We start from the raw sequence: 19,540 nt of genomic DNA, 5'->3' as shown, positions 1-19,540 counted from the left end.
CGCGTCAGCGCTTCTCGGCGCGGGTCTGGCAGGCAATGCAGAGCCGCGCTTCCGGGCGCGCCTGCAGGCGCGAAAAGCCGATCGGATTGCCGCATTCCTCGCATTCGCCGTAACTGCCCTCGTCGATGCGCGCCAGCGCCTGGCGCAGCGTGCGCACTTGCGCCACGTGGTGGCCGGCCGCTTCCAGCGCCAGGTCGTTGAGCAGGCGCACGGTGGCCTTGTCGGCGGGCGAGGTTTCGACCTCCTGCACCGCCAGGTCGCGCGGGCCGGACAGTACCTCGGCCCCATCGTGGCGCGCCAGGTCGGCCAGCCGCTGTTCGAGGACGGCTTTGAGGAGCGCAAGCTGCCCTGGTTCCAGTCCATTCATGATGACGCTCGGGAAAGTGAATGTTGGCACGGCCGCGTCACTCCATTTGGACGCGCGCGCTGGTATCGAGTGTAGCGCGTTCGCGCGGCGCTGAATACCCGCGCACGCGCACGCAGCGTGGCGGCTTGGCGCGTTGCATGCGTCTGTTACACGTGTCTGTTACACGTGTCTGTTACACGGGTCTGTTACACGGGTCCCCCTACTGCCCCTTGATCGCCTTGATGTGGTCTTGCACATTCTTGAGCGCGAGCGAGACCGTGCCGGGCACGCCGCTGGCCGCCGCGCCGGCCAGTGCCACCACGGACGCAACCAGCCCGGTGACGTTGGCGATCGCGGCGATCTTGCGGATTTTTTCGGTCGCCTCGGCGGTCAGCGCCAGCACATGCTGCTGCGGCTGGCCCAGGCCCTTGAGCACGGCGCGGGCGGCATCCAGGTACAGCGCATGCACGTGCTGGCGCAGCACCAGTTCCTCGTCGAGCAGGGCGAAGGCATGGTCGCGTTCCTCCTGGCTCAGCTTGGCGTCGGGGGGCGTGCGGATCGCAACCAGCGCGCGCTCATGCATGGCGGCCGCGCAGGCCGACAATTGCGCGGCCAGCGCCATGATGTCTGGCACACTGGCCAGTCCGTCTTGATCTGTCTTCATAGCACACCTCGAATCGGTTTAGTCGGCTGCCAGGCCGGCACGGATCATGCGCAGGTCGCGCACGTAGTTGGTCAGCATCTGGCGCATCTCGGACGAGGACATCGTGGCGAGGTTCTCGCGCAGCTTCTGGTGCCCCTGCGCGACCTTGGCCAGGCCCTGGCGCGCCAGCTCGAAGCGCTTGTCGATCATGCGGTACTCGCTGGTCTTGCCCTGCACATGGGCGCGCGCCAGGGTGTACAGCAGGCGGTCCTGGGGCCGGTCGGCCAGCGGCAGGGCCAGCTCGAAAAAGCCGAGCACGGTTTTCTTTTCGTTCTCGTTGGCTGCCGCGTACACATCGGTCAGGGTAATCATCGCTTCGAGCAGCACGCGCACGTCGGCGTCGCCTTCGCGCACCATGGTCTCGACGCTTTCCCTCTGATAGTGCGAGGTGACCGCGCGCGTCAGCAGGCGCGCCAGGCCGGTGTAGGCGCTCACCTGTTTCTGGCCGAGGGTGGTTTCAGCCAGTCCGGTCAGGCCCGCGCCCATGGTGTCGATCTGGGGCGTGAAATCGTAGCGCCCCTCGCCGGCCAGTGCGGCGAGGGTTTGCATGTACAGCACCACGGCTTTCTGGATCGTCACGAAATCGTTGTAGGCGGCGTGCCGCCTGGCATCGTTTTCCCTGGCCACTTTGTCGGCCGCGGCCGGCAGGTAAGGCTGCTCGCGCAGATAGGTGTCGCGGTAGCGCGTGGACAGTTCGGCGTAGCCGCCCAGGCGGGCCGAGGCGTTGGCGAATTCGCGCACCTCTTCCAGATTGACCTGGTTGCTGACGCAGCCGCCCAGCAACAGGCTGGCGGCGAGGAGGGCGGAGGTGGCGAGGGTGCGAAGCGGGTTCATAAATCCTTTCAGGCGCGCGCGGAAGGGCTTGCCAGAAGTTCCCATTCTTGCGCCGATGATTTGAATGCAGTTTGCTATAAGTCAAACTTCGCTGATGTTTTCACTTGCGAAATATGTCTTCGATCAAGTTGTATATTTTGCCATGGATTAACTCGATGCGCCACGCCAATTCAGGCCGGCGATGGTGTCGCCGCGTGGATGATACTCGCAGCCGACCCAGCCGTCGTAGCCGAGTTCGTCGAGCAGGGCGAACAGGTAGCGGTAATTGATTTCGCCCGTGCCCGGTTCGTGGCGGCCGGGATTGTCGGCCGCCTGCATGTGGCGGATCAGCGGCAGGTGGGCGCGGATGGTATTGGCCAGCTCGCCTTCCATGCGCTGCATGTGATAAATGTCGTACTGCATGAACAGATTCGGCGCGCCGCATTCGGCGATCACGGCGGCGGCCTGGGCGCTGCCGGTGAGGAAGCAGCCGGGGATATCGTAGCTGTTGATCAGGCTGAGGTTGGCGCAGAATCTGGGCATCGGCGTGGATTGGCGGGTTGGCAAGCCGATATCGTATACAAGATTGTGGCGCCCGCAGGCGCACCCGCAGGAAGTTGCGAACGGCCAGGCCCTGGTGTGGCCTGGCCGTCCGCGCCCGCGCATCGTGCTGCCGGGCCTGAGCGAGCTTAACGGTAGAGGAAGCGCCAGGTGCCGCTACCTGAATCACGGTTATTGCTGCCGCTTGTAGAGGCGCACTGCAGGTTATCGGAGCACGAGTAACCGCGGGTATCGAGGTAAGTCGGAAAGGAGCCGGTTGGGTAGGTCATCAACGATACGGGCTGGCCGACCCAGACATAGTTGCGCGCGCTCATGACAGCCCATCTGGTGCTGCTATTGCCTGTGTCCTTTACCTGCGACGTGGACAGGCAAAAGACATTGAACTCGCAGCCTTTGTTGCGGGTTTCAAGATAGGTGCCTGAGGGCAGATTCGAATTGATATACTGATTTTGCAAGAAAATGACATCATTGGGCATGACCGGCGTGCCGGTGGCAGGATTGCCGATGCCGCTAATCGCCCAGCTGCCGGTGCTTTCACTGGAACGCTCAGGCCAGTAGGAGGTGGAGACGCATAACATGTTGCCGCAGCCCGCACCACGTACATCAAGGTAGCCGCCAGACCAGTTCTGGTAGTTGTTTTGCAGGTGGTAGATTGTCCCATACGTCAGTTTTTGACGGTTTTGGCTGGCCGCTGTGACTCCCGAGCACCAGATCTCTCCCAGAGGGGCGGCCGGCGTGCCTCTGCTGACACACAGATTGGCGTCATCTTTCAGCTTCAAAAAGTAGTTTCCCTCCGATCCCGAGTTGGTCCTGCACCACGCGTTGTTGCCGTTTGCGTTAACGGTGCACAGGTTGCCATCGGTTTTCATCGCGGTTCGATAGACCGCTTCGCCCGCCGAGCTCGATCGGCTGCACCACACGCCCGAGTTATCAAAATCGCGATAGACACACAAGTTGCCGTCGGTTTGCGTGATCAAAAAATATTCGCCGCTGGGCGAAGTCATTACTTCCTGTTGACTCATTTCCTTGGGGGAGCTGATCGTCGAACCCAAGTTGATCCAGTAAGGTGCGGCGCTTGCGGGCCGCATGCCTGCCAGCGAAAACAGCAATCCGATCAACAATAGCAGGCTCCACCTGAGGGCGGAGGTTGGCAGTGCCGGCGTAGCGTCATTCATGTCCATGTCTTGCTCCAGATAAGGGAATTCAATGGGTGAACTGTAGACAAACGGTGATGTCAATTGACGAGCAAACCGGCCTGGCCAGGCAAGTGGTGTTTCCCCAAACGGTTACTTCAACATCGGCTTCGGAGACCGGGAAGCGTAGCGGAAGGATGTAACAAAATTGCCTTTGAATAGTGACTGCGGTTGCGCAATGTCCCGGTGATATTTCGCAACCGCAGTGCATGCTAATACGAGAAAACGATTCAAAAATATTATCTTTAATATTGTTGTATCTTTACACTTTCAAACCAAGGTGGCCGTATTCCACCAACGGCGCCTGTTCGACCGATGTCATCGGCCCTCGGCGGGCGTGGCCGGTCCCCCGTCCGCGATGCTGCGCATCGACGTCAACAGCCACGCCAGCAGCGCGGTCGCGGCAAGGAACAGTCCGGTCCCACCGAACAGCTGCGCCAGCGTCAGGTGCTGCAGCAGCCAGCCCGTCTGCGCCGCAGACAGCGGGGCCACGCCCATGAAGATGAACATGACTTGCGCCGATGATTTGAATGCAGTTTGCTATAAGTCAAACTTCGCTGATATTTTCACCCGCGAAATATGCCTTCGATCAAGTTGTCTATTCAGCTATGGATTAGCGTAATGCGCTACGCCAATGAAGGCCGGCGATGGTGTCGCCGCGCGGATGATACTCGCAGCCGACCCAGCCGTCGTACCCGAGTTCGTCGAGCAGGGCGAACAGGTAGCGGTAATTGATTTCGCCCGTGCCCGGTTCGTGGCGGCCGGGATTGTCGGCTACCTGCATGTGGCGGATCAGCGGCAGGTGGGCGCGGATGGTATTGGCCAGCTCGCCTTCCATGCGCTGCATGTGATAAATGTCGTACTGCATGAACAGATTCGGCGCGCCGCATTCGGCGATCACGGCGGCGGCCTGGGCGCTGCCGGTGAGGAAGTAGCCGGGGATATCGTAGCTGTTGATCGGCTCGATCAACAGCTCGATGCCGTGCTTCGCCGCTGCTGCGGCGGCGAAGCGCAGGTTGGCGACGTAGGTCTTGTGGGCGTGTTCGGGCGCGACGCCGGGCGGCAGCTTGCCGGCCAGGCAGTGCAGGCGGCCCACGCCGAGCGCGACGGCGTAGTCGAGGGCCAGCGCCACGCTGTCCTGGAACTGGGTGACGCGCTGCGGATCGCACGCGAAGCCGCGCTCGCCCGCGCTCCAGTCGCCCGCGGGCAGGTTGTGCAGCACCAGCTGCAGGTCATGGCGTGCCAGCCGCTCGCCGATCTGGTCGGCCTCGAACGCGTACGGAAACAGGAATTCGACAGCGTCGAAGCCATTGGCGCGGGCGGCGGCGAAACGGTCGAGGAAGCTCACTTCAGTGAACATCAGGCTGAGGTTGGCGCAGAATCTGGGCATTGCGGGACCGGCGAGTTAGCAAGGCCTTATGCTAACCCGCTTTGCCCGGCTGCGCCCTCAGAATACCTGTTCATGCAAGACGTGCAACAAATAGCGGCCGTAGGCATTGTCCTTGATCGGCCGGGCCAGCGCCGCGAGCGCATCGGCATCGATATATCCCTTGCGATAGGCCACTTCTTCCGGCACGGCGACCTTCAGGCCCTGGCGTTTTTCGATGGTGGCGATGAATTGCGACGCTTCCAGCAAGGATTCATGGGTACCCGTGTCGAGCCATGCCATGCCGCGCCCCATCACTTCCACGCGCAACTGGCCCGCCGCCAGGTAGGCGCGGTTGACGTCGGTGATTTCCAGCTCGCCGCGCGCCGATGGCGTGATCGCGGCGGCAATGTCGCACACCTGCTTGTCGTAAAAATACAGGCCGGTGACGGCGTAATGCGATTTCGGCCGCGCTGGCTTTTCCTCGATCGACAGCGCGTTCTGGTCCGGGCCGAATTCGACCACGCCATAGCGTTCCGGGTCGAGCACGTGATACGCGAACACGGTGGCGCCGTCGCCGTGGGCATGCGCCTTGCCCAGTTTGGCATCGAGTTCGTGGCCATAATAGATATTGTCGCCCAGGATCAGCGCCGACGGGTGTTGCCCGACAAACGCGCGCCCGATGAGGAAGGCTTGCGCCAGGCCATCCGGCGACGGCTGCACCGCGTAGCGCAGATTGATGCCCCATTTACTGCCATCGCCCAGCAGGTCGTGAAAACGCGGCGTGTCCTGCGGGGTCGAGATCAACAGGATATCGCGGATCCCCGCCAGCATCAGGGTGGTGAGCGGATAATAGATCATCGGCTTGTCGTACACCGGCAGCAGCTGCTTGGAGGTGCTGGTGGTGACCGGATACAGGCGCGAGCCGGAGCCGCCCGCCAGGATGATTCCCTTGCGCGCCGGCGCGGCCATCATGCGGCACCGCCGCTGGGCCAGCGGGCCTCGCGGTAGGCGCCCGAGGCGATCTCGTCGGCCCAGGCGCCCTGCGCCAGATACCAGTGCACGGTGCGCGCGATGCCGCTGGCGAAATGCTCGGCCGGCGTCCAGCCCAGTTCGCGCCGCAGCTTGCCGGCGTCGACCGCGTAGCGGCGGTCGTGGCCGGCGCGGTCGGCCACATGGGTGATCTGCTGGCGATAGCTGGCGCGCGCCGGCGCCGCCGCGTCGAGCAAGTCGCACAGGGTGCGCACCACGTCGATATTGGTCATTTCGTTTTCTCCTCCCACGTTATACACCTCTCCAGGATGGCCTGCCGCCAGTATGCACCGCAGCGCCGCGCAATGGTCGCCCACGTACAGCCAGTCGCGCACCTGCATGCCGTCGCCGTACACCGGCAGCGCGCGCCCCGCCAGCGCCGTGGCGATCATCAGCGGGATGAGCTTTTCGGGGAATTGGTAGGGGCCGTAATTGTTCGAGCAATTGCTGGTCAGGGTCGGCAAGCCATAGGTGTGAAAGCTGGCCCGCACCAGATGGTCGGAAGCGGCCTTGGAGGCGGCATACGGGCTGTTCGGCGCATACGCCGAACGCTCGGTGAATGCCGGTTCGTCCGCGCCGAGCGAGCCATACACTTCATCGGTGGACACATGCAGGAAGCGGAAAGCGGCGCGCTCCGGCTCCGGCAGGCACTGCCACCAGGCGCGCGCCGCTTCCAGCAGAGCGAAGGTGCCGCCGATATTGGTGGCGATGAACTGGCCCGGCGCCGCGATCGAGCGGTCGACATGGCTTTCGGCGGCAAAATGGACCAGCGCGCGCGGGCGGTGCCGGGCCAGCAAGGCCGCCACCAGGGACTGGTCGCCGATATCGCCGCGCACGAACAGGTGGCGCGCATCGCCCCTGAGCGCGGCCAGGTTGTTCAGGTTGCCCGCATACGTGAGCTGGTCGAGATTGACGATGCCCTCGTCGCTGTGCGCCAGCCAGTCGAGAATGAAATTCGATCCGATGAATCCGGCCCCACCGGTGACTAGAATCATTGCGTGTCCGTTGCGCGTGGAAGTGGCATCACGATGTGATGGGAGAGCCGCCCGTACCGCAAGCCGGTGTTCAGAGATGCTCCAGGAAGCACAGCTCGCAGCCGATCGAGGTGATCGACAGATCGGTCGGCGAGACTTGCTGGCGCGCCTGGATCTGCGCCATCAGCGGCGCCAGCTTGGGCAGATACGGATCGCTGCGCACATGAAATTGCAGCACCAGGGCGCCGACATCGCGCAGCGCCTGCAGGAAATCGACCGCCGTCATGCGGTTCAGGTTATTCATGTAGGCGTGCCAGCGCTCGGGGAACCGTTCCTTGATGGCCTGGGGCGTCATCCACAAATGCTCCCAGTTGTATTTGCCCAGATGCCCGCCGATCGCCGAGAACCACAGCCCGTCGGCATAGATGGCGATCCGCCCGCCCGGGCGCAGCAGGGCGCGCATGGCGTTGAGCACGCCCTTGAGGTCCGATACATGTTCGAACACGCCGTTCGAGACGATCAGGTCGTAGCGGCCCGGATGGTCGAGCGCCAGGTCGTGCACATTGCACTCATGGACGGCGTAAGGAAATTCGGCGTACCCCTCGTCGGCCATGACGGCGTTGAGCGCTTCCTGCCGGGGAGTGCCGAGATCGATGCCCAGCGCCGAGCGCGCCTGGCGCCGCGCGCACCACAGGATTTCGTTGCCCAGGCCGCAGCCGAATACCAGCACGTCCTTGCCGGCCGGGTCGCCCAGCGGCAGCAGGGCCTGGTCCAGGCCCTTGGTCCGCCGCAGGATGTAGTCTTTGGTGGTGGCCAGTTGTTCCGGTGTCAGCATGGGGGTGGCGCTTTCGGGGACGTGGCGGCGGCAAACAGGTGTACCGGCAGCACCGCGCCGGTGCCGGGATCGGCGACTTCGTGCATGGTCACGCCGAGTTTTTCCGGCTCGCAGCGAAAGTGCTGGGCCAGATCGCGCCCGTACCAGCGGCGCGCGCTGCCGGCTGGGCCCACATGCAGGCTGGTCCACGGGCGCACGCGCGGATCGACGAAGCACACCAGCAGCAGGCCGCTGGGCGAGAGCAGGCGCCGCAGCTGGTCGAAGCCGGCGCGGTCGTCGTCGAGGTATTCCAGCACATGCACCAGCACGATCAGGTCGTAGCTGGCGTCGGCATGATCGGCCAGGGCCGCCGGCAGCACCCCGGGCGCGCTCGCCTGCACCGCATCGCAGTGGCGGAACCAGCGCGCGTCGGCGCCCCGTTCCGCCCCCACCAGCAGGGCGCGGCGTCCGGCCAGCTGCTCGCGGCCCAGTTCCAGCAGCACCTGCGCGGCGACCCGCTGCCGCTCCAGCGAACCGCAGGCCAGGCAGTGCGGGCCAAGCTGGTCCTTGCCGAGCCGCCCGCCCGGCCCCGGCCCGAACGCCTCGCCGCCGCACAGATTGCATAGCGGCGCGAGCAAGGGCGCCGCGGGCGCCAGCTTGAGCGCATCTTCGTCGCAATCGACCGCCACCAGCTGCGCCATCTGTTCCAGGTCGCCGGCCGCGGCCGCCACGCCCGGGGCCACGGCGGTGCCGGCGCTGCCGATGAAATGGCGGAAAAACACCCGCATGACATGGCTGACCCCGGCTTCAGTCACGCTGCGCAGATCGTCCGCGAAATAGGCGCCGCGCGCATGCGCACCGGTGATCAGTTCGTACGACGGCATGTAGGCGACCTGCTCGCGCAGGGCCACGATGTCGGCGCACGCGAGCCGCAAGACCGATTTCGACCAGGTGTTGGCAGTTAGCACGTGCTCGCCCGCGGCGGCGCCGGCCGCCAGCGGCACCGGCGACACCGTCAGGATCAGGCGCGCGGCGGGATTGACGGCGCGCAGCAGGTCGATCAAGGCCAGCATGTCGTCGGTCACCTCGGCCACGCTGAAATTGCGGGCCCGGTGGCGCAGCGCATCGAAGCTGCCGCCCGCCACGCCGGGGCAGAGCGGGAACACGGCGCCGTCGTCGAGCGCTTCCCACGCCTGGGTCAGGCCGAGGGTGAAAATGAGCACGTCGAGCTGCGCGAAGGCGCTGCGCACGGCGCCAAAGTGCTGGCGCTGGTCCGCCTCGAATTCCTCGCGCGTGGCGAAGCCGTCGGGCTGGATGCGCGGGCGGAACGGATCGATGCAGCGCGCGCCTTGCTCCCACAGCCGCTCGGCGGGCTGGAACTGTCCATGGGCGCGCTGGAATAGTTGCAGCAACTGGCGCGCGGTGTAGATATTGCCGTAGCGCGCGCTGTAGATGCCGTAGCCATAGCTGGCCGCCTCGCTGTCGTGCAGCCAGTCGTGGGCCGGTTCGGTTTGCAGGACCGACAGGCCGGCGGCGCGCAGGTGGCGTCCGATGTGTTGCGCGAAACAGCTGCCGGCGGTGACGATGCGCTCGCCCGGCGCGATCATGAACGGCGCCGTCACCAGCGCATCGACCTGCTCGCGCGCCACGCCGGCCACGGCGCGTTGCCAGAAGCAGTGTTCGGGCAGTGCCTGGTAGGGCGTGTTTTTCATGGGGATGGCGCGCCTTGGCGCAGGCTGAGGATTTGATCGAGCAGCAGGGCGCCATACGCGCTGTTCGCATGGGTGGGGTCTTGGCGCAGGTAAGGCGCGGCCAGGCAGCCGTCGGCGTCCTGGGTGCCCGCTGGCCGCGCGACGAAAGCGATCCCCAGCGCGGCGCAATGGTCGCGCAGGATGGCCGAATGCAGGAGCCAGAACTTGTGGCGAAAGGCGACCGGGGCCACGCCGCGTTCGCGCACCCGCTCGGCGAATCCGGACGGATGCCGCGCGATATACGCGCTTGGCAGCGGCGGCGGCGACTCGATGTGCAGCTGGCGGCGGCCCTTGAACACGGCGCCCAGCTGGCTCAGATAGTCGAGGTCGTGCTTGAGGTGGCGCGTCAGGAGGAGGCGTACCAGGTCCACCGGCAGCAGGCGCGCCGCCGGGTTCATCGGCAGATCGGTGTGTTCGGGAAGATAGAAATCGAAGGGTTCGGACGGATTGAGCATGCCCAGGGTGATATGAACCTTGCCACCCATCATGAACACAAGCGTGTCGGCCGGGCCCGCCGCCAGGGCCGCGAACTCGGCCGGATCGCGCTGCTGGTAGGCGCCCCCGGCTTCGGTGAAGGGCATGAAGTCGCAGGCCTGCTGCGCCTCCGGCACGGCGCGCAGGGCATTCATGTGGCTGTGGCCGATCACGAGGATGGCTTTCATGCGCAGGCCTGCGTTGAATCGTGCTGGCGCGGCGGCGCGCCGGCCAGCGCCGCCAGCAGCGAACTGACCAGGGGCGCTTGCGCGGCCATCACCACCAGCACTTGCCAGCCGGGCCCGAGCTGGCTCAGGATGGTCGCCGGCAGGGCCGGATAAAACTGCGGATCGGCACTGGTGGCGAGCTGGAACAGGCCCTCGGCGCCGGCGTCGTGGAAGCGCACGTTGCGCCAGTCCTGGCCCGCGTGCGCGGCCGCGTCCCAGGTCCACATCAGCGCATCGGCCGGATTGCGCAGCTCGATGGCTTCGATCCGCACCGCCACGACGGCGTCGGCCATGTCGAAGCGCAGGCGCTCGATGGGCCCGGCGCCGGGCGGCAAGGTGAAGTGCAGCGCCTGCACGCTGCCGTCGGCGGGCAGGGGCAGGGTGAGCGCGTCGGCCTCCGCGAAATCGGCACCCGGCTTGCGCCAGAACAACTGGCATTCCAGGCCGGCCGGCGGCGCCGGCCTGGGCTGGAAGCGCAGCGGCGCCGGCGCCGGCGGCTGGGCGAACAGGGTGGCGATATCGCCGCGCTCGCTTCGTTCCAGGAATTGCTGGTAACTGATCAAGCCGTTGTAGGCTTCGCGCCGCGCCGCGAACTGGGCGTAGGTGATATCGGCGCCGATCGGATAATCGAGCACCAGGTCCTTGTTCCACACCAGGCCGACGCCGTAATCCTCGGACACGGTCACCGTGCTGGCGCGGTTGTACTGGCGCAGCAGGGCGAAGGCCTTGTAGGTTTCGCCGACCCAGGCGCCGGGGCGGCGCTTGACCACGGTCAGTTCCTCGCGTTCCGGATTGCAGTCGTGCACCACCAGCACGCCGCCGGGATTGAGCAGCGCCGCCAGCGCGCGCAGCGCCAGGTCGACGTCGGGCCGTTCGTGGGTCGGATCGAGGAAGATGATGTCGAAGCGCTGGCCGGCATGGCGCTCCAGCAGCGCTGGCAGTGGCAGCAGCTGGCCCAGGTCGACCCCGGCCGTAACCCGCAGCAAATGGCGCGCGCGCGCCGCATCGACGTGCAGGTTTTCCGGCTGGTACGCGATGCTCTTGCTGTCGCACACGATGTCGCCGTAAAAGCTGCTGCCGTCGAACTTGTTGTACTCCAAAAAGGTCTTGAAGCCGAACTGGCGGATCAGGCGGTTGATGATGTCGGCCTTGGACAGGCGCACCACGGCGCCGCTCTGGTACGGCTCCGGCCCGGGCAGGGCCAGCGGCGCCAGGCCGAAGTGCTGGCGCCGTTCGCGCACCAGGCGCTCGAAATAGAGCCAGCTGTGCTCGGGCGTGATGTGCTGCTCGGGTGCGAGCTGCCAGTCGTCGGCGTAGCCCAGCGCCGCCATCATCGGCGCCAGCAGCGGCCTGAGCAGCACCACGTCGGCGCCGCTGAACCAGTGGCGCCAGTCGCCCGCGCCCTTGGTGCGCGCCACCCGCTGGTACTGCGGGTCGACCTCGGCGCCGGCCTGCACGGCCAGCCCCAGGTAGGCCGCGAGGGCGTCGAGGCGGCCCGCCACCAGGTCTTCGTAGCGCAGGATATGCCAGCCGGGGCCGGCGTCGGCGGCGAACGCGGCCAGGGCCTGGATGTGGGCGCAGGACGAGGCCAGGAAGTCCGAGGGCTTGCCCATGGGGGGCAATTGCTGCAGCGATACCGAGCCCGGCACCTGCTGCTTGCGCTGCAAGAGCTTGTGGAACACGCGCAGGCAGGCGGGGTCGCCCAGCATGGCCGGATTGTTGGCCACCATGTACAGCAGCCGGCTGACCAGGTTGTCGCGCGGATCGCGCACCAGCAGGATGCGCTTGTCGAAGCCGGCGCCGAAGGCGGCGATGGCGGCGCCGCTTTCGTGCTCGAAGATCAGTTTGACGGCCGTGTGTTCGGGCAAGACCTGCAGCTCGCCGATGCGGTCTTCCATGTGCACCACGGGGTCGCCGCCCATCGCCTGGGCCACCGCGTACAGCAGCGCCGTGGTGCCGGTCTTGGCCGTGCCGACGATCAGGCAGCGCATGGCGCTCCTTCTTTGGCCGGCGCGGCGGCGAACACGGCGCGCGGGTGCAGCCAGCGCACGCAGGGAAATTCGGCCGTCAGCGCGAGCAGCTGCTCCAGGAAGCGCCAGGTGCCGCCGGCCATCACGCGGTGGTGGGTGAGGATGCCGAGCGGCTCGTCGAGCTGGCCGGCGCGGCGCAATCGCAGGATCGATACCAGGCGCTCGACCAGCATCCCGGGGTCGCGCACGCCGGCGCCGGCGCTCCAGTCGACGATGTCGAGATGGGTGTCGACCCGCACCAGGCCGTCGAGCGCGGCGCCGCGCGGCTGGAACAGATACTGCGACAAGCCATGCAGGCCGAGCGCCGGCAGGCGCGCCGCCAGCGCCGGCGCCAGCGTGTTCCAGGGCGGCACCATGACCGGCAGGAAGCGCTCGCCGAACAGGGCGCGCAGGCGCTGCGCTCCCCGCTCCAGGTCGGCCTCGGCCGCCTGCGGATCGCGCCCGGGGCCAAATTCGCTGCTGGGCTGGCCGGGCGCTTCATGGTTGACATGGTCCCAGCCGTGCTGGCAATAGGCCAGGGTCGGCATGCCATCGGCCGTCGCCTGCGCCAGCGCGGCATCGGCCTGCGCCGGGATCACCGCCATCAGCACTGGCGCCTGGTGGCGCTGCGACAGCGCGGCCAGGCGGCGCAGCGCGGCGCTGTCTTCGACCAGGTCGTCGTCGCGCCACCAGAAGGCACACTCGGAGCGCGCGGCCTGCCAGTATGCGAGCTCTTCCCGCAGCGGTGCGAAGCGGTCCGGCACCGGCCCGGCCGCCGTCGGCGCGGCCCCGGGCCAGGCCGCCAGGTGGTGGCGCCAGCGTTCGGCCTGCGCCGCGTCGCGCAGCAGCAGCCAGGCGGGCAGGCGCGCGCCGCTGCCGGGGTCGGCGGCGTCGATGGCGATCACCGCGCACGGCAAGCCCTGGTTGGCCAGCAGCGCCGTCATCGATGCCAGCATGTCCTGGGCGCTGCCGCTCGCGCCCTGCGCGGCGCCGCTCACATACAGCACGCCGCGCGCCGTCAGGCGCCCCAGCGCCGCGGCGATGGACTCGCCCTGCGCGTCGAGCTCGACGGCCATGAAGTCGGCCATGGCATCGTCCGCCGCCGGCGCGCCGAACCAGGCCGGATCGACCCCGTGCCGGCCCGCTTCCAGCGCGTGCCTGCGCCACGCCAGCAAGCCGGCCGGCAGCGCCTGGAACACCTGCCGCATCACGCGCTGGGGCGCGCTGCTGGCGCAGGCGGGGCAGGCCGGCGGCGCCACGCCGGCGCCGGCGTCGGCCGGCTCGGGCATGGCGGCGCCGCACAGATTGCACTGCGCGCCGTGCTCGCGGCACACCGGCGTGGCGTCGCGGTTCATGGCAGGGCCTGCTCCAGGATGGTCAGCGCGGGATCCCAGGCCAGCAGGAAGCCGCGCAGCAAGGCCACGTCGGGCGCATGGTTGACGAACAGCCAGGCCACGTCGTGCACGCCGGTGGCCGGATCGGTCCCTTGCACCGCCAGCATGCCCATGCCCTTGGCGGCGCAGCCGAAGCGCTGGTACACATCGCGCCCGTAGCGGTGCCGGTTGCCGTACTGGTCGATGTCGGCCTCGAAGTCCTCGCTCAGCGCCCGTCCCTGGGCGCCGCCGAAGCCGATATGCAGCAGGCCGCGCGGGGCCAGCACGCGCTGCAGCTCGTCGAACGCGGTCAGGTCGTCCGGAATGCATTCGAGCACGTGACTGAGCGTGATGAAGTCGTAGCTGTCGTCGGGCCGGTCGATGGCCTGGATGTCGAGGCTGCCGGAGCCGCCATACACCGACACTTCGTAGCTGCGGTACCAGGCCGTGTGCTGGGCCGGGTCGGGGCTGAACTGCAGGCCGCGGCGCCAGTCGAGATAGCCGATCGGCATGCCCAAAAAGATCTGGCGCACCACGCGATGGCGTTCCAGCGCCCCGCAGCGCGCGCAGCACGGGGCGGCGCCGCTGCCGGCCATGCGGCCGGACGGGCCGGGCACGAAGGCCTGGTTGCCGCAGATATTGCAGCTCGGTGGCGCCGCTGCGGGTTCCGGCCGCGGCGCCGCCACCGCCAGCGCCACCGGCGCGGCACGCTTGCGCAGCGCGAAGCGGTCCTGGAACTCGCCCTTGGCCGGGTCGCCCAGCCAGCTGCCGCCCTTGTGCGCCTCCAGCTCCCAGCCTTCCTGCGCGAACAGGGTGCGCAGGAACGCTTCCCGGTAGGCGATCACGTGCAGCGGTTCGGCCGGATCGTGGACGAAGGCGTGCTCGGACACCTGCTCCCTGAGGCGGTAGCGCATCTGCGGGTTTTGCGTGGCCAGCGAAAAGCCGTCGGGCAGCGAGAAAAAGGTGGCGATCCAGATCCCGTTCTCGCGCACCAGCGGACGAATGCGGCGCAGGTAGGTGCGCACGTCATCCTCGTCCATGTGGGTGAACACGGAAAACGCGGTCACGCAATCGAAGCTGTTCTCGGCGTAGGGCAGCGCGACGTCGGCCAGGGGCAGGCCGCCCGGATTGTAGCGGGCATTGTGGACGTTGATAAAGTCGAAGCCGAAGCGCGCGCCATCATCGGGCGCGGCGAAGTGTTCCTTGAGCCAGGCGATATGCTCGCGCAGGATGTCCAGGCCGCGGTAGCTGCCGCCAAAACCGGCCTGGCGCAGCCCGTATGCCAGGCGCCCGTAGCCGCAGCCGATGTCGAGCAGGTCGACATCGCGCCCGCCCACCTGTTCCAGCACGGTGGTGCTCAATTGCTCGGCCACCGGCATGAAGCTGGTGTCGCTCTCGCCCATGAAGCGCAAGCGGGGTGGGGGGATCTGGGAAAGGACTGCGCTCATGCCTGGACTCCGGTGGATGGATGGACCGCCGCGGCGGCGCCCGCCTGCGCGCCGGCCGCCATCTGTGGCGACAGGCGCGCGAGCACTTGCAGGATGGCGTCGACCCGGTGCTGGAAGGTATGATGGTTCACGATCAGTTCGCGCAAGCGCTGGTCCGGCCTGGACCTGGCGCGCCGCACTTTGGCTACTTCGCTGGCCAGGTTGTGCGGCGTGCTGTAGTAATGTAGCGCATCGCCGAACAGGGCGCGGCACGCTTGCATCTCGTCGGTGACGATGGTGGCGCCGCAGGCGCCGGCATCGAACAGGCGGTTCGATAAAAAGCCCTGGCTGCGCATGTCGCCCCAGTGGTCGTTGAGCACCACCCTGGCCGCCGAATAATAATGCCGCAGGTGCGCGTTGGCGATATAGGTCCGGGGCACCTGGTGCGGCGGCAGGATGCCTTCCCACATGCCGCCATAGACCTTGAAGTCGACCCCGCCGGCCAGCGCGTACTGCACCACTTCACGCAACTGCCCGCGCGAATTGCCGACGAAAATCACTTCCGGCACGTCCAGTTCGGCATCGCGCTCCGGGTAGAACAGGGCCGGATCGGTGCACTGCAGCAGCGGGCTGACCTGGTCGCCCATGCGCTCGCCCAGCCAGGCCGCGAAGCTGTCCGAGGCCACGAACACGTGGTGATACTGCTGCAGCTCGGTCACCGTCACCTCGTCCGGATGGCTGATCAGCCAGGCCAGGTTGATCGTGGTCGGCTGCGGCTGGTACTGGGACAGGCCGCGCAGCACGATCACCACATCGTCGGACGCGCACAGGCCGCCGTACCAGTCGGGCAGGATATCGATGCGCGCCACGTGGCCGCGCCGTTCCAGGGCGCGCTTGATGCCGAGCGCGAAATGGTAGTCGCCCCATTGTTCGCGCTCCTGCATGGACGGCACCCCGATCTTGATGGCAAAGCGCAGCGACTGCTCGAGCAAGCCGCGCAGGCGCTGGCGGAAGGTGGCGGCGCGCTGGTCGTAGGTATGCTTGTCGAGCACTTCGCGCTGCAGCCTGGCGGCCAGCGCTTCGCGCTCGTCGTCGTGGTGCAGGAAGTGGCGCAGCAAGGCTTGCAATTGCTGGTCGGTCTCGAAACTGGGCAGCAGGTCCGGAAACAGTTCGGCCGCGCCGCCGCTGCAATTGGTCAGCACCAGCTTGCCGCTGGCGATGGCGTCGAACACGCGCGAATTGAGCGAGTTCCAGTCGCGCGTGACCGGATGCGAATCGTCGAGCACGATCTTGGCCGAGTTGTAGATCTGCGGCAGGGCGGCGTAGGGTACGGCGCCGCGCCAGTTCGCTTTCCAGTCGGGCCGGTCTTGCCAGCCGTGGCCGTAGATGGCGAAGCGGTAGGGCTCGCGCGCCAGGTCCTGCAAGCCGATCGCTTCGCGCTCGGCGCCCCAGTAGCTGCCGGTGAAGGTGACGTCGCTGGCGTGTTCGGCGGCGGGGGGCATGGGCCGGAAGCGCGCCGCGTTGGCGGCGATCGGCAGCAGGGTGGCGTCGATGCCGGTGGCGGCCTTGATGTGCTCGATCGCCTTGTGCGAGGAGGCGAAAATCAGCTGGTAAGCCTGCAATTGCGGCGCGTCCAGCCATTGGTCGACCCGGTTGCGCACCCAGGCCACCGTCACCAGGCCGGGATTGGCTTCGCTGATCCTGTCGATGGCGTAATCGTGGCGCATGGCGACGACCACGTCGGTGCCGGGCAGCTGGTGCACCTGGTTGTTGACGAACATCACCTCCCAGCCGTACAGGCGGTGCAGGGCTTCGCCCAATTCGAGCGCGGTGAAAAAGTCGCCGGCCGCGGTGCCGATGTCGGTGGCGGTGACGGCGATGGTCACGCGCAGCGGCGCCGGCCGCCACATGCTGTCGCCCTCGACCAGCGCGCGCAGGATGGTGCGCGTCAGGTCGCGCCCGTAGCGCTCGATATACAGCTTGCGGTTGTTGGCGTGCACCTTGGCCGAGTACACTTTCTGCTGGCTGCCGGCCAGGATCTTGGCGTCGCGCGTGGCGCTGCGGTTGTGCAGCGCCACCGCGGCGGTATCGCACAGGATCGTCTTGCCCAGCTTGAGGCGCAGCGCCAGGCACAGGTCCACGTCTTCCATGCCGTACACATAGCCTTCGTGGAAACCGCCGACGGCGCGGAAATCCTCGCTGCGGCACATCAGCAGTGCGCCGGTGGCCACCGGCAGGTCGTAGCAGCCGGCCAGGTCGGCGTGCGGCTGCTCGCCCACTTCCATCGGTGCGTAGTAGCGCCCGCCCTTGCCGGGCAGCTGGTCGGTCTTGAACTGCACGCCCTGGTGATGGGTGATGAAGCGCCACGCGTCGGCGCCGTTGGGGAGCGGTTCGAGCAGTTTCAGGCCGACCGCGCCGACCCGCTCGTCGTCGAGGTGGGCGCGCATGGGCGCGAAGCAGTCGTGCAGCATGACCAGGTCGTTGTTGGCGAACACCAGGTAGCGTCCGCGCGCCTGCGCCGCGGCATGGTTGTTGGATGCCGAAAATGAAAAATTCACGCCGCGCGCCAGCACCCGCAAGGGCAGGCGCGCGGCGTATTCGGCCGCCACCTCCAGGCTGGCGTCGCTCGAGCCATGGTCGACCAGCAGCAGTTCGTAGGAATGCAACCAGTCGATGCGCAGCATCGAGTCGAGGTAGTCGCGCAGGATGGTGGCGCCGTTCCAGTTCAGCACGATGATGGAGATCAGCGGCGTGGCCGATTCGGCGCCGACGGCCGGGGCGCGCGGGCGCCCGCCTTGCCACAGCCGGGGCGGCACGCTGTGGGTATAGTGGCCGTCCGGCAGGGGCCGGATCTGGCGTGCGCCATGGTCGACCAGGGGGAACAGCAAGGTGTCGTCCTTCTGCTTGATCTCGAGATTGCCTTCGACGATCACGGCGCGGATGCGGCGCTTGCTGCCATTCATCAGGCGCGTGGGGAACTTGAGCAGGAACACATGATGGCCGTGGCGGTTGTCGCCGCGCAGGCGGGCGTTGAAGCGGTTGGCCTGTACCACGTCCAGCAATTGGTCGTCCACATGGATCGCCACGTGCACCGGCAGCGCGGGGTTCTTGCGGTCCCAGGCCCAGCCCATGATGGCGCCGGTGGTGAGCTGCTCGACATAGCCCTGGTAGCGCTCGGCGGGCGCGATCTGGGCCAGTTCCTGCTCGCTGAGCAGCAGCGGCACGTCGTGTTCGATGCGGAAATTGAGCGGCACGCCGTTCACGCGCACCGCGATCCGGCGCGCCTGGCGGTCGTACAGGGCGGCCGGGAACAGCAGCTCGAAGCCATGCCGGCCTTCGCTCCTGAACAGCTCGTTGACATCGCTGCGTGGCATCTGGGTCGTGGCCTGGGCCAGTAATTGCTCGTCCTGGTACAGGCCGACTGTCAGGACCGCGCCGCTGTCGGCGGTGTCGAGCGCCCAGCCGCAGATGCCGTTGGCGTCGATCAGGTCGACCCGGCCGATCACGCTGTTGCACCAGGCCAGCGAGAGCGCGCCGCCCTGGGCGCACAGGCGGTAGCGCGTGCCTTGCAGGTTGATGGCGATTGCGTGGCGGGCGTCATTGTAGACGCTGAACGGCATCTCGAACTTGAAGCTGAAGGCGCCGTTGACCAGTGTCGCGGCGTCGACCGGCATCTTGCCCAGGCTGCGGGCGCCGTCGTCGACCCGCAGTTCGGCCGCGCCGCCGGGCAAGCGCTGCGGATCGATCCAGCCGTACAGGATGCCGTTGCGGATGTGCCAGCTGCCGCCCTGGTAGGCCTGGAACAGGCTTTGCGCCGGCGTCAGGGCCAGTTCGGCATCGAGCTCGGGCGCGCGCACCAGCAGCCGGTGCGGCTGGCCGTCGAACAGGATATCCGGCAGCGCCAGCACGAAGGCATGGGTGGGCGCGCTGGCCGTGCAGGTGGCCTCCAGCACCCCGTCGGCATGCAGTTCGAGCGTCAGCGCGCGCGCCGGATCGGCCCCGCGCAGCATCCCTGCGATGCCGCAGGACTCGACCCGTTCGATGACGATGGCGCCCGCCTGGCGCGCGCCGCGCGCCAGGCGGGCGCCGTGCGCTGGCGCGCGCTCGAGCCGCACCGGGGTTTCGAAGACCCAGGCTTCGAGCGTGTCGAGCGCCAGTTGCGGCAGGTGGCGCGGCAGCGGCCAGTGAAAGCCGATGCACCCCGGGTCGATACCCTCGGCGCCCAGGTCGTCGCGCCACGCGCCGCAGGTGGTAAACCCGACCGGCCTGCCGCCGGCGCGAAACTCGAGCGCCAGCTGCTCTTGCGGGCAATGGAGGTCCACGCACCAGCCGCTCACGCCGGAGGCGTCGACGCGCTCGATGCGCCCGCGAATCAGGCGCTCAGGAGCGTCGTCCTGTGCCTCGTCCGCGGCGTCGGCGTGGCCCTCAGGGGCATTGTCATGCAGGTCCATGCGTTCTCCAGGTGCGGTAAGAAAAA

The 19,540-nt window shown here is 67.3% G+C and carries 15 protein-coding genes and 1 pseudogene; all 16 read right to left on the bottom strand.

Translation table 11 applies throughout. From position 1 onward, the window contains the following. Positions 1–4 precede the first annotated feature (4 nt). Positions 5–397, bottom strand: coding sequence for a TraR/DksA family transcriptional regulator (locus tag RBA41_RS09000; RefSeq protein WP_306623230.1), 393 nt, complete (start codon positions 395–397; stop codon positions 5–7). Between the two features lie 169 nt (positions 398–566). Continuing rightward, positions 567–1,010, bottom strand: a complete 444-nt coding sequence (locus RBA41_RS08995; RefSeq protein ID WP_306623228.1) for a hypothetical protein — start codon at positions 1,008–1,010, stop codon at positions 567–569. Positions 1,011–1,028: 18 nt separating this feature from the next. Beyond that, the gene (locus RBA41_RS08990) at positions 1,029–1,883 is read right to left on the bottom strand and encodes a hypothetical protein (protein WP_306623227.1); all 855 of its coding nucleotides are present in this window, start codon (positions 1,881–1,883) and stop codon (positions 1,029–1,031) included. A gap of 147 nt (positions 1,884–2,030) precedes the next feature. After that, a pseudogene (locus tag RBA41_RS08985) lies at positions 2,031–2,375 on the bottom strand (TIM barrel protein); the annotation flags it as partial. 176 nt (positions 2,376–2,551) lie between these two features. Further along, positions 2,552–3,604 (bottom strand): hypothetical protein, encoded by a 1,053-nt coding sequence (locus RBA41_RS08980; RefSeq protein WP_306623226.1) that lies wholly within the window; start codon positions 3,602–3,604, stop codon positions 2,552–2,554. 330 nt (positions 3,605–3,934) lie between these two features. After that, a complete protein-coding gene (locus RBA41_RS08975) occupies positions 3,935–4,126 on the bottom strand; it encodes a hypothetical protein (RefSeq protein WP_306623223.1) in 192 nt (63 codons plus the stop codon). A 103-nt stretch (positions 4,127–4,229) separates the two neighbouring features. Then, complete coding sequence (hyi, locus tag RBA41_RS08970; RefSeq protein WP_306623221.1) at positions 4,230–5,006, bottom strand: hydroxypyruvate isomerase; 777 nt, start codon at positions 5,004–5,006, stop codon at positions 4,230–4,232. 57 nt (positions 5,007–5,063) lie between these two features. Beyond that, the gene (rfbA, locus tag RBA41_RS08965) at positions 5,064–5,957 is read right to left on the bottom strand and encodes a glucose-1-phosphate thymidylyltransferase RfbA (RefSeq protein ID WP_374709516.1); all 894 of its coding nucleotides are present in this window, start codon (positions 5,955–5,957) and stop codon (positions 5,064–5,066) included. Continuing rightward, a complete protein-coding gene (rfbB, locus tag RBA41_RS08960; RefSeq protein ID WP_306623219.1) occupies positions 5,954–7,009 on the bottom strand; it encodes a dTDP-glucose 4,6-dehydratase in 1,056 nt (351 codons plus the stop codon). Before rfbB ends, rfbA begins: the two co-directional genes overlap by 4 nt. Positions 7,010–7,079: 70 nt before the next feature. Continuing rightward, positions 7,080–7,823 carry a class I SAM-dependent methyltransferase gene (locus RBA41_RS08955; RefSeq protein WP_306623217.1) on the bottom strand — a complete coding sequence of 248 codons (744 nt, stop codon included), beginning with the start codon at positions 7,821–7,823 and terminating at the stop codon, positions 7,080–7,082. Next, on the bottom strand, positions 7,817–9,514 hold the full coding sequence (locus RBA41_RS08950) for a GSCFA domain-containing protein (RefSeq protein WP_306623214.1): 1,698 nt from the start codon (positions 9,512–9,514) through the stop codon (positions 7,817–7,819). The genes RBA41_RS08955 and RBA41_RS08950 overlap by 7 nt, the downstream gene beginning before the upstream one ends. Further along, positions 9,511–10,215: a hypothetical protein gene (locus RBA41_RS08945; RefSeq protein WP_306623212.1), complete on the bottom strand. Its 705-nt coding sequence runs from the start codon at positions 10,213–10,215 to the stop codon at positions 9,511–9,513. Before RBA41_RS08945 ends, RBA41_RS08950 begins: the two co-directional genes overlap by 4 nt. After that, on the bottom strand, positions 10,212–12,245 hold the full coding sequence (locus RBA41_RS08940; protein ID WP_306623208.1) for a hypothetical protein: 2,034 nt from the start codon (positions 12,243–12,245) through the stop codon (positions 10,212–10,214). The genes RBA41_RS08945 and RBA41_RS08940 overlap by 4 nt, the downstream gene beginning before the upstream one ends. Then, positions 12,233–13,618 (bottom strand): polysaccharide deacetylase family protein, encoded by a 1,386-nt coding sequence (locus tag RBA41_RS08935; protein ID WP_306623206.1) that lies wholly within the window; start codon positions 13,616–13,618, stop codon positions 12,233–12,235. Before RBA41_RS08935 ends, RBA41_RS08940 begins: the two co-directional genes overlap by 13 nt. Then, a complete protein-coding gene (locus RBA41_RS08930) occupies positions 13,615–15,084 on the bottom strand; it encodes a class I SAM-dependent methyltransferase (RefSeq protein ID WP_306623202.1) in 1,470 nt (489 codons plus the stop codon). The genes RBA41_RS08935 and RBA41_RS08930 overlap by 4 nt, the downstream gene beginning before the upstream one ends. Continuing rightward, entirely contained in the window at positions 15,081–19,514 is a 4,434-nt protein-coding gene (locus RBA41_RS08925; protein WP_306623199.1) for a glycosyltransferase family protein, read from the bottom strand. The genes RBA41_RS08930 and RBA41_RS08925 overlap by 4 nt, the downstream gene beginning before the upstream one ends. Between the last annotated feature and the right edge of the window lie 26 nt (positions 19,515–19,540).

Origin of the sequence: Massilia scottii, from assembly GCF_030846495.1 — a bacterium.
GTDB lineage: Bacteria > Pseudomonadota > Gammaproteobacteria > Burkholderiales > Burkholderiaceae_D > Telluria_A > Telluria_A violaceinigra.
The sequence above is the reverse complement of the archived record's forward strand: the minus strand, read 5'-3'. Positions and strand labels throughout refer to the sequence as shown.